The 13,149-nt window shown below is 40.1% G+C and carries 13 protein-coding genes; 5 read left to right on the top strand and 8 right to left on the bottom strand.

The genetic code is table 11. From position 1 onward, the window contains the following. Positions 1-152: 152 nt before the first annotated feature. The 5 genes from VB732_RS07860 to VB732_RS07840 all read right to left on the bottom strand — a co-directional run bounded on the left by VB732_RS07860 (position 153) and on the right by VB732_RS07840 (position 4,132). Entirely contained in the window at positions 153-584 is a 432-nt protein-coding gene (locus VB732_RS07860; RefSeq protein ID WP_100899338.1) for a F0F1 ATP synthase subunit B', read from the bottom strand. A 183-nt stretch (positions 585-767) separates the two neighbouring features. Further along, positions 768-1,013, bottom strand: a complete 246-nt coding sequence (atpE, locus tag VB732_RS07855) for an ATP synthase F0 subunit C (protein WP_012411162.1) — start codon at positions 1,011-1,013, stop codon at positions 768-770. A gap of 148 nt (positions 1,014-1,161) precedes the next feature. After that, positions 1,162-1,923 (bottom strand): F0F1 ATP synthase subunit A, encoded by a 762-nt coding sequence (atpB, locus tag VB732_RS07850; RefSeq protein WP_229493374.1) that lies wholly within the window; start codon positions 1,921-1,923, stop codon positions 1,162-1,164. 60 nt (positions 1,924-1,983) lie between these two features. Continuing rightward, positions 1,984-2,424 carry an ATP synthase subunit I gene (locus VB732_RS07845; protein WP_251960290.1) on the bottom strand — a complete coding sequence of 147 codons (441 nt, stop codon included), beginning with the start codon at positions 2,422-2,424 and terminating at the stop codon, positions 1,984-1,986. 526 nt (positions 2,425-2,950) lie between these two features. After that, positions 2,951-4,132: a class I SAM-dependent methyltransferase gene (locus tag VB732_RS07840; protein WP_323230276.1), complete on the bottom strand. Its 1,182-nt coding sequence runs from the start codon at positions 4,130-4,132 to the stop codon at positions 2,951-2,953. Between the two features lie 158 nt (positions 4,133-4,290). Here VB732_RS07840 and VB732_RS07835 point away from each other — a divergent pair, with 158 nt between their 5' ends. From VB732_RS07835 to VB732_RS07820, 4 genes are all read left to right on the top strand, one after another. Continuing rightward, complete coding sequence (locus tag VB732_RS07835) at positions 4,291-4,839, top strand: hypothetical protein (protein ID WP_323230249.1); 549 nt, start codon at positions 4,291-4,293, stop codon at positions 4,837-4,839. Between the two features lie 84 nt (positions 4,840-4,923). Beyond that, positions 4,924-5,277 carry a hypothetical protein gene (locus VB732_RS07830; RefSeq protein ID WP_323230247.1) on the top strand — a complete coding sequence of 118 codons (354 nt, stop codon included), beginning with the start codon at positions 4,924-4,926 and terminating at the stop codon, positions 5,275-5,277. A gap of 120 nt (positions 5,278-5,397) precedes the next feature. Next, a complete protein-coding gene (locus VB732_RS07825) occupies positions 5,398-6,621 on the top strand; it encodes an LlaJI family restriction endonuclease (RefSeq protein WP_323230246.1) in 1,224 nt (407 codons plus the stop codon). 146 nt (positions 6,622-6,767) lie between these two features. Continuing rightward, on the top strand, positions 6,768-7,316 hold the full coding sequence (locus VB732_RS07820) for a hypothetical protein (protein WP_323230245.1): 549 nt from the start codon (positions 6,768-6,770) through the stop codon (positions 7,314-7,316). A 22-nt stretch (positions 7,317-7,338) separates the two neighbouring features. On the opposite strand, the gene VB732_RS07815 is transcribed toward VB732_RS07820, so the two are convergent. From VB732_RS07815 to VB732_RS07805, 3 genes are all read right to left on the bottom strand, one after another. Further along, on the bottom strand, positions 7,339-7,767 hold the full coding sequence (locus tag VB732_RS07815; RefSeq protein ID WP_323230244.1) for a type II toxin-antitoxin system VapC family toxin: 429 nt from the start codon (positions 7,765-7,767) through the stop codon (positions 7,339-7,341). Positions 7,768-7,772: 5 nt separating this feature from the next. Next, positions 7,773-8,114, bottom strand: a complete 342-nt coding sequence (locus VB732_RS07810) for a hypothetical protein (RefSeq protein ID WP_323230243.1) — start codon at positions 8,112-8,114, stop codon at positions 7,773-7,775. A gap of 342 nt (positions 8,115-8,456) precedes the next feature. After that, the gene (locus tag VB732_RS07805) at positions 8,457-8,987 is read right to left on the bottom strand and encodes a hypothetical protein (protein ID WP_323230242.1); all 531 of its coding nucleotides are present in this window, start codon (positions 8,985-8,987) and stop codon (positions 8,457-8,459) included. A 539-nt stretch (positions 8,988-9,526) separates the two neighbouring features. Between VB732_RS07805 and VB732_RS07800 the strand changes: the two genes are divergently transcribed. After that, on the top strand, positions 9,527-12,799 hold the full coding sequence (locus VB732_RS07800; protein ID WP_323230241.1) for a phycobilisome rod-core linker polypeptide: 3,273 nt from the start codon (positions 9,527-9,529) through the stop codon (positions 12,797-12,799). The last annotated feature ends 350 nt before the right edge of the window (positions 12,800-13,149 follow it).

Here is a 13,149-nt window from a genome sequence, read left to right as displayed (position 1 = left end):
CCAAGGGAAGGAAATTTAAGTATCTTTTCCCTGTCAGGAAATTAAGTATCTTTCCCAAGAAGGGAAAAAGTGCCTTTTTTGACACTTAAATTTTGCGCTCTGGACTAGGGGCCAGTTGCGCGTATGCTTTACACAGAACCAATCTCGTTAGCTTATCTAACTGGAGTTGGCCCCAATAGTTTTTCTAGAATCTGCCTACTTAGAGCATCAACTTGTTGCTCTAAGGTACGAAAAGCTTCTTGCTTTTGTTGTTCTATTTCAACAGAAGCTTGTTCTCGTTGAGACTGAGCTTCCTTTTGGGCTTCAGCAATTTTTTCGGCAGTAATTTTCTTAGCTTCAAGTTGAGCGGCTTCTACAGTAGCTTGCGATTGTCTGCGAGCGTCTGCTAGTTGCTGCTCATATTCAGTAGCCAAGCGCTCGGCTTTAGCCAAGCTTTCTTTCGCCTCAAGGGTATTCGTTCGGATGTAACTATCGCGATCGTCTAGTACCTTGGTCAGTGGCTTATAGAAAATTGCATTCAACAAAGCTGCTAATAGCAGGAATTGCAATGCCATGAAGGGCAAGGTAGCATCGAAATCAAACATTTGTCTCCTCTTTGGCTGGAGTAGCAGTTTTCATGGCTAGCAACATCATCCAACCTTTCATATTTTAGAGACCCATAGCCAACAAGGGTCAACTGAACATTATAACTATTGAGAATACCCAAAAGGTTTTGATTGTAGAGGCGTGATGATTCACGTCTCCACACTCGCAAAAATTTTCAGGTATTAACCGAAGGGGTTAGCAAACAGCAATACCAAGGCAATTACCAGACCATAGATAGTCAAGGATTCCATGAATGCCAAGGTTAATAGCAGAGTACCGCGAATTTTTCCTTCTGCTTCAGGTTGACGAGCAATACCTTCTACTGCTTGTCCAGCAGCGTTACCTTGACCAATACCAGGGCCAATTGCAGCTAAACCAATCGCTAAAGCAGCAGCGAGAACTGAAGCAGCCTGAACTAATGGATCCATGTTGATTTTCCTTGCTTTGATTACAAAACTAACAAAAGTACGTTAACGATTAGAAACGTGGTTTTCACGCTGCACATGAGTTCTTTGATCGCGCTTTGCGATGTTTTGAGCGAATATGCTCTTGAAACTGTGCTATCAACTGAGAAGTTTAATGCTCCTCATGCTCATCTCCACCATGCCCCTCCATTGCCTCATGAATGTATGCTCCGGCGAGGGTGGCGAAAACCAGAGCTTGAATGGCACTGGTAAATAAACCCAACGCCATTACAGGCAGAGGTACAAATAGAGGAACTAGCAGCACCAAAACCGCGACTACCAATTCATCCGCCAAAATATTACCAAATAGCCGGAAGCTTAGGGAGAGGGGCTTGGTGAAATCTTCAAGAATTGCGATCGGCAACAAAACGGGTGTTGGCTCTATATATTTCTTAAAGTAGCCTAAACCCCGCTTGCTAAAACCTGCATAAAAGTACGCTAAGGAAGTTAGCAATGCCAATGCAACAGTCGTATTGATGTCATTGGTGGGAGCTGCCAATTCGCCCGAAGGTAGCTTGATGAGCTTCCAGGGAATTAGTGCGCCTGACCAGTTCGATACGAAAATAAACAAGAACAATGTGCCAATAAATGGCACCCAAGGGCGGTACTCTTTCTCACCAAGTTGGTTTTTTGCCAAATCACGAATAAATTCTAAGGCATATTCCATCAAATTCTGGATGCCCTTGGGAATTCTTTGTGCGTTTCGAGTAGCAGCTATTGAAGCCACTACTAGAATACTAATCACAAACCATGAGGTGAGAAAAACTTGCCCATGAATTTTAAGATTGCCCAACTGCCAGTAGAAATGATGACCTACTTCTAATGCGGCGAGGGGAAAAGAATTAAAGGCGTTTAAGACACTAAGCATTTGCATTCTTCAAGCATTTTCCCCAACGAGCGAGGATGGGATTACTATCTTTGTGAGCCTGACTTTTTAAGAATCAGGAATGAACGCAATTTGCACCATATAGACGAAGAGCGTGGCTTTGTAAGTTAGAAATCCCAAAAAAATGGGCAGAATCTGTAGCTCACGCCATTGAGTTGCCACGATCATCACTCCAATAAACAGAGCAAAACGAGTTTTGCTCAGACTGGTTTTTTCACTACCAAGCTGCTCAACGTCTCTAGCCAACATTTTTAAGTAAACCACACCTGTACACGCCCCAATTAAATAATTTAGGGCAATGTTTAAGGAATAAAAAATCCACACAGAGATAAAAATAACCCCCGTCAAGACAAGCGTGATTAACAACAATCGCTGGAAGAGTTGATGGAACTCTTGCATAGAGTTACCTGATTCTGTATCTTCAGAACCAGTTTTAGCATCTTGTTGCGTTGTCGGAGTGGGCGCAATTGATTCGTCTGACAAGCTCACGGTACTTGAAACCAGTACAGTTAAATATGATGACTGCACATTCAGTCAGCTGAATCATATCACGATCCGGTAACAATACTTTAGGAAAAAACAATTAACTTCTTGGCAACGTTACACAGTCAGTAAAATCGCGCTCACAGAAGCGAGAGAGCGGCTGATGATGTGAGAGAGCGTATGGCTGAATAATCAATAAATGTCGCCTGAAAATTCAAAGTTTCTTCCAATTCCAGTTTTTTGAGTGAATAATTTTCCTCCAAAGTTTGAAGTAAGTTGGTGTCAATAAAATTAACTGGTGCTTGAGGAGCGTATGAACGTACCGCAAATCAGAAATTGTAGAGTAGCGGCAAGTCATTAAAGATCGCACCACTGCTAAATTCCAGAAGACTCCAACTTTTAAGATGTACGATACCCTGTTTCTTGGGCACTTTCCTAATTTACATTAATTTGCCAAAAGTGGTGATGGGCGATCGCTCCTCCCGATAAGTATAAATTGCTTTTATTAAGCCAGCGTGCAATTGGAGTGCGATTAAGTAGGTGTTAATAATATCAGTTGCTGCTGAAGAAGTTGTCTTACTTCATCTAATCCCAGTTGCACATCAGCCAAAATCTCTGCAACCGTTGAATTTGCATCACACTTTTGCATAAATTCAAACTCTGGTTCAGATAAATTAACAATTTGGTAATTGTAGTTAAAAAAGCATTGACTGGGAAATCCTTCAATACAAGGATTAAGTTCGGGAATCGCTGCTAATAAAGCTTTGTCGTCTGACCAGTCAGTTTTTGCTAAGGGAGGACGGCCAAGGAAAAACTCGTAATGAGTTACTTCTGGATCTAGTAATTCTATCAGGCGATAAAGCTGGCGATCGCTCAATCCTTTTGCCCGTTCAACTAACTCTGGTGCTTTGCCTAAAAGTCTCTCCAAATCCCAGAAACTCGGATTCGAGAAACCAATAAACTCTAATCCCGAAGCATCTATTAATTCAAACAGCGTCTCAATGTTGTAGTCAATTTCTTGGGGATGAACGTACATATCCGCAAAGTTTTCATCTTTGTGATTTTCTAATGACCAACGCTGTTTATCGTATTTGACAATTCGGTTATTTTCTGGTAATGAGGCAAATATTTGTCGTCCGACTTGGACACCATCGCGGTAGTCGCCTTTTTTGTCACCTTGCAGAAGTGCGATCGCTTTTTGCATGAGTTGAATTTCCCAGCGTCCCAACTCTCCATACACAAAAATGTGCATTAAGCCGCCTGGGGCTAACTTTTGCGCCAAAGCTTGAATACCGCGAATTGGATCGGAGGTATGATGCAAAACGCCAACACAGTTGATTAAATCAAATTCACCCGGTAACTGTTCCACATCAAACAAGCTGAGGTGATGAAATTCTACGCGAGTAGCCCCTGAACGCTGACAACGTTCTTTTGCTACAGCTAAAGCACCAGTACTGAGATCAATTCCCACAACAGAAGCTTGAGGATTGAGGTGAACTAGGTACTCTGTACCCACACCAGTACCGCAACCTGCATCTAAAATCCGAATATCTTGCTTTTGGGGTTTTTGACCTGTGCAGAAGTTATGAGCGGCTAGCCAATTCCAGCGCCAGTTATAGCCTGGAGGTGGTTCATCCAACAGGGCTTCCGGCGGAAAGGGATAGGTATTGTAGAGTTTGGCAACAGCAGCACTAACAGTTTGGGAATCGGACATGATGAGGAATAACGCAGCATTTCTGAGTTTAGCGAATATTTGTCGCTCACAGGCAAGAAGTTTTACCACCCGTTTACAGGAAGTTGAGTTAAGGTGGTTTTTTGTATAAATTTTATATCCAGTGTTAACAACTGGTTGCTTATCAAATGTCAGCACTAATGAATAAACCTATTCATAAAATTCTCTTCGGGAGTCCGGGAACTGGCAAAAGCCACAGGATTGTTTCCGAGATTATCCCTAAATACTTAGGTATAAATGAATCTATTTATCCTGAAAACATTATTAAAACAGTTTTTCACCCAGAATATACCTATGGGGATTTTATGGGTAAATTAGTACCCATCACGATAAGCTCAGGAAAAGTAGAATACAACTATTATGAAGGACATTTTTTAAAAGCACTCTCTCAAGCTTATAAGAACATTAAGGAAGCCTATGATACACAAGGTAAACAACTGAGCCAACCGAAAAATGTTGCTCTTGTGATTGATGAAATAAATAGAGGTAACTCCTCAGCTATATTTGGTACTGTTTTTCAGCTTTTAGATAGAGATGAAGATGGTTGGTCAAGTTACGGTATTAATCTAACTGCTATTGAATTTTTAAAGCTATTAGAATTGATAGGAACAAATTTTGGTTACGATCAAAAAGGAAATATTAATGACTACAGATTACAACCTTACGCAGGAGTTCCTACGTTAGAGTAATTACAAAAGAAAATTGAATTTTTAAGATTTGATTTAGTAAATAAGATTATCAGAATTCCGCCTAATCTTTCTATTCTGGCTACTATGAATACTTCTGATAACTCAATTTATTTCATAGACAGTGCATTCAAACGTCGTTGGGATTGGGAATTTGTGAACTGGGATGAGAGTAAGCCTGATACTGCGACGTATGGAGAAGGAGGAGTTTTAGATGAAAATGAATGGAAAAAGCTTATTAATAACCTTAATAAATTTATCAAAAGCCATCATGCCTCGATTCGAGGAATTGAAGACAAGCAAATCGGGTATTATTTTATCAAACAGCCTGTAACTGCTGAACAAATACAGAATAAACTAATGTTTTTTCTGTGGGACAGTGTGTTTAATCGTGATAAAAAGCCACTGGTGGATCTTCTGGACGTAACAAAAGATATCTAGTAACTTTTGGAGATTTTACTAAACTACATAATGATTTTATCAAGAATATAATGAACCGTCCTGATTAATTTTGCTATTACAATTTAAATTTGAAAAGCTAGCCTCTATGTTGAACGAGCCATGTTTGACTTTTCCAGTCTTAATATAGTCAAAAATACCAACGATTTTTTTATTGGTATTCGTAAGTCTAAATTGGAAGATAATTTTGAGTTTTGTCTGCCAAATGGCTTTGATAATTTCCCAGAGGGTGACTTCGATGCGGTACGAAATTTATTTTTCAAAATGTATCGCACCTTTCGCAAATTTGAGCATGATAATTTAGATAACACAAGATTCAACATCAATAAACCTGATTTTCAACAGCAGCAGGATCAAACAACTCTTTCATCTGGTGGAGTCAAGATGCAAACAGAGGAAGGAGATATTTGTGTACTCTACAGTAAGATTAAAATGATTGAGCGAGTTTTGGAAGCCTACGATGAGCTTGCGATAAATTCAATTCAAAAGAAAGTTAAACGTAGTGAAGACATCAAATATTCTCAGATTCACAAGTATCTAGATCGCGCTATTTATCTAAAAGACAATTCAAACAACGATGTAATCTATGTTGATGCAATGGATCTGCCGCTTTCGACAGTACGCTATGAAAGCACTGATCTTGTAAATCTGTATTGCTATATTCTAGATGAGATTATAGAGCAGTTAAATAGTGATGTACCAGATAACATTAAAGCACGTACTCAAGATATACACTTTCTTGCCCAACGTTTTAAAGAAGATTATCTAACTAGTAACCAATCTATTTTTAGCGAAGATACCTTTGAAGAGACTATTAGTATTCTAAAAGAAGTGCTAGATAAGATAGATAAAAATACTTACTACAAGGATGCTGACTATTGGGGACTTTACGAAGCTATTGAAACATTCCTCTACGGTGAGATAAATCCTGAGCAAGGTGATGGTGAATTCTGGGGAGTGCATGGTTTTTCCCTAATTTGGGAAGATATGTGCAACACATATTTTTTTAAAAAATACATCGAAAAAATTTGCTATGTAGATACTGACATAACTTTGAAAGGATATGACAACTCAAAAAGAGAAGAAGAAGAAAAAAATCGAGTTGGAAACCGCAAAGCCAATGGTGGAGATGGTAATCAATGGGTTTACTCGAAAACCTCAAACATACCTAGAAATTTGGATAATGTTACAGAAAAGCTTGAATGGGATGAACTACTTTGTATTGAATTTGATTTAAATCAGGACTTACGCAAAATTATGGAAAAACGAACCGCAAAGGACGCAAAGGACACGAAGGTAAGAGGGTTTCAGAGAGTTCTTGCGTAAGTCCTATAAATGAGCGAACATTTGTCTACTCACACTCTAGATATAGATATAATCAGCTTGAAAAACGCGATAGAAGTTCATCTTTACGTCGTTTTATCCGCCCTGATTTAATTTTAGAAACTGACAATGCAATAGGAGATAATAATTTGAATGAACGCACATCTATCAGAATAATTGATTATAAAGATGTACCGTTAGAATTTTACAAAAATAAACGATTGCATCCAAAGTCAGCCAAAAAATATCAAGATGATCATAAAGAGCAAAAAATAGCTATAGAATATTACATATCTCAGCAAGTAGATGGTTTTTTCCAAAAGATATATCCTAGTGTGAATAAAACTCAATTATGTTATTCACAAATCATTACAGAAACAGATTTCCAAAAGATTGAAATAAGTTATTTTTATAAAAACTTTTTCGATGATTTAGAACGTGATTCTGATGGTAAATTAAATTTAAAAATTAAATGGAGCATCAGTTTTGATGAAAAATGTACTCCGATTAAGCTAGCATATCTTGCTCCAGATTACCGTGGTAATGAACTTCAACCTAGATCACTTTCTTATAATGATGTAAATGGTCGCTTGCATCGCAAATACGGTACTATAGAAATTAATGGATTTCCAATATTTTACTATATTTACTTTACACTTCAAGAAATATTGGATGTAATTAAAAAAATACACACATAGTCTAATTTAGCCTTGAGACAAATCAAGATATAGTCCAATCTTCTAAACGCAAATTAGGAACTTTCTCAAAATCCTTCCGGTTGCGGGTTACTAAAATCCCATCCACTGACAGCGTAATTGCCGCAATGCGTAAATCTTGAGTACCAACGCGAATTTTTTGTTTAACTAATTCAGCATAAACATTACAAGCTTTAGCATCAAATTCAAGTAATTTTATATTTTTGAAATATTCTATTTCATCCCATAATCCCTTGTATCCCCATATTAATTTGTCATATTTAGGAGCTTGATTGTTATATTTATTGATAACATTCAGCCATCCTTTAACTTTTTCCTCGAATGTAATCACTGTAATGGCTAAATTTTCAGGTTTCTGCTGTCTTATGCCTTGTGTAACTAGTGGATGACTATTTTGAAAGAACGACAGATGATCTGTATCTAATATCCACATAATACTTACTTTGTCTCATTGTCCAAATCAATTTGACTCCGTTCAGCTTCTATGTATTCCAGAACTTCAGTAAAAAGAGGATTATCTTTGTGCATTCCTGCAAATTTCATCCAAGGATGTTCGGTTTGGGGAGATTCAATTTCCAAAGTTACTATTTCTGGCTTTCGCTCTTGTAAAAGTTGAATTAGTTTCTCTAGCGCTTCTTCTTTAGTCACACCAGAGCTTTTAAAATCTGGCAAGCCTAGCACTGTCGCACTAACTCCACCATCTGGTTTATTTTCAATCAGCACATCATAATTTAACTTGGGTACAGTATTATTAGGAAAAGTTTTTACAGTTAAATTCATAATATCTTTAACCTTGAAGTTTTATATTGATTATAACTGCTGACCTACTTACTGCTAACATTTAGTTTGTACGTGTTAGCAACGGACAACTGCTATATCATATTGTCTTTTGCGATCGCACCAATGATTTACAACCAATCAGAGTTTGATTTGCGCTGTGAGTTGGGGCTACAAGGTTAATTAAAATTATTCATAATTCGTAATTAAAGATTGTTAAATCAGTAAATTTAGACCCCGACAAAAAACGCCAGGTATAGACGTACCCCTTTGGGGAAGCAAGCTACACGTAGCGTCTCGTAAAAGAAGAAAAATTAAACTCAAAAATTACGAATTACGAATTAATTAAATGTCGCATTGATTGGTTTGGCAATACTTGGCATTATCTATAAACTCTTGCAACTTATTCAAGGGAATTATCTGCAATGCAGACCCACCCTGCACCTCAGCAGTAATGTAAGCAAACTTTTGCCCGCGATAATACTGGTCACGCCCAACTTTGCTGATATACCGAGACTTTTGGAAGTCATTGGCAATATTAGGATTATAAATATTTTGTAACAGTTTCACCGCATTGGCATTTTTTGTGGTGAACTTGAGGCGTTTATCACCACTAACGGTTATGCCTTCTTTAGTCACTGTCCCATTTTGAGAAGTGACATCAGTATAAAAGTATAAATTTCCTTTTGTACCGTCGTAGCCGTGGGCTTCGCTGTTGTATCTCAGAGTTGGTAGTAAAGGTCTGGTCTTTGCCCACTTCACAACGGTGCTGATATTTTGCTCTGGAAGGGCATTTGCAGGAGTGACGGCCAAAATAAGTGCGATCGCAGACAGTGTAGCATTGAATAAATAGTTAAATTTACAACTTTTACTCATAGTATTTTCCCTATATAGAATGTTGATAGCTAAAGCTTAATTCAACAGGATTTAAGAATTATTTCCCGTCGGCATTATTTATGAATATCTAGCTGCTAGTAGCAAAAACAACTTAACATCGACTAATGACTACTGTCCACTGACACTGCCATAGGCAATTTGATTTCAACTAAAATTTTGTATAAGTTGTAATAATCAATAGGGTGGACACAGCCACAAACATCAAAATAGAGGTTTTCGGCATCAGTAGACCATGCCTAACCTATTTCTTAGTTACAAAACTTAGATTTTGTCTCAGCCAAAGAAGAGTATGTACTCTTAAGACTGGATGTATCTAAGCTACAGGTTCTACACAGTTCTTAATAAACCAGCTTTGAGAACGCAAAACGTTCTAATCTAAAAGCTAACCGGGTTAATTTACTGGCAGTTTTGCAGGCACTACTCTCAAGCTTATAAAGCACAGACGCACCGATGTGTCAAGCCTCAAAGCGATCCAGACTTAACACATAAATGATTATGATGGGAGTTTTACAAATCCGATGAGTGTTAAGGCAAGTGGTGGAAGCTCAGTTGCGCGTCCGCAACTATATCAAACCCTAGCTGTAGCGACAATTACCCAAGCCGAGCAGCAAGACCGCTTTTTGGGAAGTGGTGAATTAAATGAACTGGCAAGCTATTTTGCATCTGGTGCAAAGCGTCTAGAAATTTCCCAGACGCTGACGGATAATGCCGAGATTATTGTATCTCGCGCTGCCAACCGGATTTTTGTCGGTGGTTCGCCAATGGCTTTTTTAGAAAAGCCCAGAGAAGTAGAAGTAGTACCTGTTAGTGCTGGTGCTAATGTTCAGCAAGGGATGCAACTGGGAACTGTAACCTACGTTGAAAGTCGTGGCGGGTTCCTAGAAAATTTACGATCAATATTTAACTCATCCCCCAGTGGCCCGACACCTCCGGGTTTCAGACCAATTAACATTGCTCGATATGGCCCAAGCAACATGGCCAAGAGCTTGCGGGATTTATCCTGGTTCTTGCGCTACGCTACTTATGCGATCGTTGCTGGCGACCCCAACATCATAGCGGTGAACACAAGGGGTTTGCGGGAAATAATCGAAAATGCCTGCTCTGGTGAAGCAACGCTGGTAGCTTTGCAAGAAATCAAAGCCGGAGCGCTTTCCTTTTTCCGCAAAGATGCTGAGGCTACAGAAATTGTGTCTCAGTACATGGATGTTTTGCTAACAGAATTCAAAGCAGCCACACCTTCAACTAAAGTTCGCCAACGCCCCTCTAGCGACCAGCAAGGGTTGGAACTGCCGCAAATTTACTTTAATGCGGCAGAACGGCGTCCCAAGTTTGTGATGAAAACTGGGTTATCAAGTAGCGAAAAAAATGAGGTAATTAAGGCTGCATATCGGCAAATCTTTGAGCGCGATATTACCCGTGCTTATAACTTGTCCATATCTGACCTAGAATCCAAGGTGAAAAATGGCGACATCTCCATGAAGGAGTTTGTTCGTCGTCTAGCTAAATCTCCCCTTTACCAAAAACAGTTTTACCAGCCTTTTATTAACAGCCGAGTCATTGAACTAGCTTTCCGTCACATTTTGGGACGGGGGCCAAGTAGCCGCGAAGAAGTACAAAAATACTTCTCGATTGTTTCTAACGGTGGTCTACCAGCCTTAGTAAATGCCTTAGTAGATTCTGCTGAATACAGCGACTATTTTGGCGAAGAGACAGTACCTTACCTCCGTGGTCTTGGTCAAGAAGCACAAGAATGTCGCAACTGGGGGCCGCAGCAAGACCTGTTTAACTACAGTGCGCCTTTCCGCAAGATACCTCAGTTTATAACCACATTTGCTGCTTACGAACAACCACTCCCAGACCAACATCCCTATGGTTCTGGGAATGATCCCTTGGAAATTCAGTTTGGGGCGATTTTCCCGAAAGAAACTCGCAACCCCAGCACCAGTCCGGCTCCTTTTGGGAAGGATACTAAGCGCATCCTAATTCACCAAGGAGCAGGGATTAATAACCAGAATAGTAATCCCAAAGCGCGGGGTGAAGCTCCTGGTACTCTTGGGCCAAAGGTGTTCAAGTTAGATCAACTGCCAGGTACTATTGGTAGAAAGGCAGCCAAAGGTTCTAGCGTCAGATTCTCCGAAAGCTCTACGCAAGCACTGATTAAAGCTGCTTACCTGCAAGTTTTCGGTCGCGATCTTTATGAAGGTCAGCGCCCGAAGGTATTGGAAATCAAGCTGGAAAACGGCGACATCTCTGTACGGGAGTTTATCCGTGCTTTGGCTAAGTCGGATGTATTCCGCAATCTGTACTGGACATCGCTCTATGTTTGTAAAGCGATCGAGTATATTCACCGCCGCTTGTTGGGTCGTCCGACTTATGGTCGTCAAGAACTCAACAAGTACTTTGACATTGCTGCCAAACAAGGCTTTTACGCCGTAGTTGATGCCATCATTGACAGCCTAGAATACACTGAAGCATTTGGTGAAGATACAATTCCTTACGAACGGTATCTGACTCCTGGTGGTGTATCAGGACGACAATTGCGCGTTGGTAGCATTCGTGAAGATGTTGCGGCGAAAGTTCAGAAGGAAGTAACGCCGAGCTTTGTGACACTAGGTACAGTCACAGAAAAACGGTCAGAACCAGATGTTCAGTTCCGCGTTAACCAAGGTGTCAGCAAGCAACGCGAACAAACCAAAATCTTCAAGCTGGTGGCGAATACCAGTGACAAAGTTGCAGTACAAACGTTGATTAGTGCTGCATATCGTCAGATTTTTGAGCGGGATATTGCACCATACATCGCCAAAAATGAATTTACGGCGTGGGAAAGCAAGCTGGGTAACGGCGAAATTAGTGTGAAGGAATTTATTGAAGGTTTGGGTTATTCTAACCTCTACCTAAAAGAATTCTACACACCTTACCCCAACACCAAAGTGATTGAGTTGGGAACCAAACACTTCTTGGGACGTGCGCCATTAGACCAAGCAGAAATCCGCAAGTATAACCAGATTTTGGCTACTCAAGGTATTCGTGCCTTTATTGCTGCCTTGGTAAATAGTGTGGAATATAACCAAGTATTTGGTGAAGATACGGTGCCTTACCGTCGCTTCCCGACTCTACCTGCGGCAAACTTCCCGAATACAGAGAAGCTGTACAACCAGCTTACCAAGCAAAACGATGACGTAGTTGTACCGAGCTTTAAGCCAGTGCAACAGCGTGTAGGAGTTAGCAACGATACGCCGCTTTTGACCCAAGCGATCGCAGATATAGCAGCGCAAACAAATGGTAAGCCCTCATTTGCTGAACTGGGTCGTTCCTACAACGATGGTAGCGGACAACTGGAAGTGGCTGTGCGTAAACATGCACGCATTTACCGTCTAACTGAAAACACAAACCAAGCTGAAAGACAACAGGCAATCAACGCCATTTACTGTCAAGTTTTGGATGTATTTAGCGGTGAAGTGCCTGATAGTTTCCGCCGTACTGACTTAGAGGGCAAACTCCAGAATGGTGAAATTTCCGTCCAGGAGTTTGTACGTGAACTAGCTAGTTCCGAAATCTATCGCCAGCGCTTCTTATCACCTTATCCTCATGCCAAGGTGATTGAGTTCCTCTTCCGCCACTTGTTGGGGCGTACACCCGCAGATCAGGAAGAAATTCGCCAGTATCACAATCTGCTAGCTAATAGTGGTTTGTCGGCTGCTGTAGAAGCAATAGTCGAAAGTCCAGAATATAGCCGCTACTTCGGTGAAGATGTTGTACCTTACAACCGTTTACCAATAGGTAATAGCTAATAGGGAATGGGGATTAGGGATTGGGTATTGGGAAAACTCTTCCCTAGTCCCCAGCCCCCTTCGTAACCTTTCGTAATATTGCTCTCAGATTACGGCTAAAACCGGAAATTCTGAAAAGGAATATTACAAAGTATTAAGAGCAGTCATAAATGCTCAACAGAATGCCGGAAAATGTTTTGCGGAAGGTAACTGAGTTTCAAAGCTTGTGTTCTTGTATTGACTCAAGAAAACTCGTAATTAATTAGCCGTAACAGTTATTAAACTGTTGTATCTAAAAGAACGAGAAAACAAACTCAGTGAACCGAATTAAAGTCGTACCAGTTTAATCAAATCCTGGTTTCATTCGTATT

Origin of the sequence: Nostoc sp. UHCC 0252 (assembly GCF_034931145.1) — a bacterium.
Classification (GTDB): Bacteria; Cyanobacteriota; Cyanobacteriia; order Cyanobacteriales; family Nostocaceae; genus Nostoc.
The sequence above is the reverse complement of the archived record's forward strand: the minus strand, read 5'-3'. Positions and strand labels throughout refer to the sequence as shown.

Excerpts from the sequence above, each read along its gene's own strand:
- VB732_RS07825 (WP_323230246.1), top strand. The coding sequence starts at position 5,398 with ATGTTTGACTTTTCCAGTCTTAATATAGTCAAAAATACCAACGATTTT.
- VB732_RS07860 (WP_100899338.1), bottom strand. The coding sequence starts at position 584 with ATGTTTGATTTCGATGCTACCTTGCCCTTCATGGCATTGCAATTCCTG.
- atpE (WP_012411162.1), bottom strand. The coding sequence starts at position 1,013 with ATGGATCCATTAGTTCAGGCTGCTTCAGTTCTCGCTGCTGCTTTAGCG.
- VB732_RS07805 (WP_323230242.1), bottom strand. The coding sequence starts at position 8,987 with ATGAGTAAAAGTTGTAAATTTAACTATTTATTCAATGCTACACTGTCT.
- VB732_RS07835 (WP_323230249.1), top strand. The coding sequence starts at position 4,291 with ATGAATAAACCTATTCATAAAATTCTCTTCGGGAGTCCGGGAACTGGC.
- VB732_RS07800 (WP_323230241.1), top strand. The coding sequence starts at position 9,527 with ATGAGTGTTAAGGCAAGTGGTGGAAGCTCAGTTGCGCGTCCGCAACTA.
- VB732_RS07810 (WP_323230243.1), bottom strand. The coding sequence starts at position 8,114 with ATGAATTTAACTGTAAAAACTTTTCCTAATAATACTGTACCCAAGTTA.
- VB732_RS07815 (WP_323230244.1), bottom strand. The coding sequence starts at position 7,767 with ATGTGGATATTAGATACAGATCATCTGTCGTTCTTTCAAAATAGTCAT.
- VB732_RS07840 (WP_323230276.1), bottom strand. The coding sequence starts at position 4,132 with ATGTCCGATTCCCAAACTGTTAGTGCTGCTGTTGCCAAACTCTACAAT.
- atpB (WP_229493374.1), bottom strand. The coding sequence starts at position 1,923 with ATGCAAATGCTTAGTGTCTTAAACGCCTTTAATTCTTTTCCCCTCGCC.
- VB732_RS07830 (WP_323230247.1), top strand. The coding sequence starts at position 4,924 with ATGAATACTTCTGATAACTCAATTTATTTCATAGACAGTGCATTCAAA.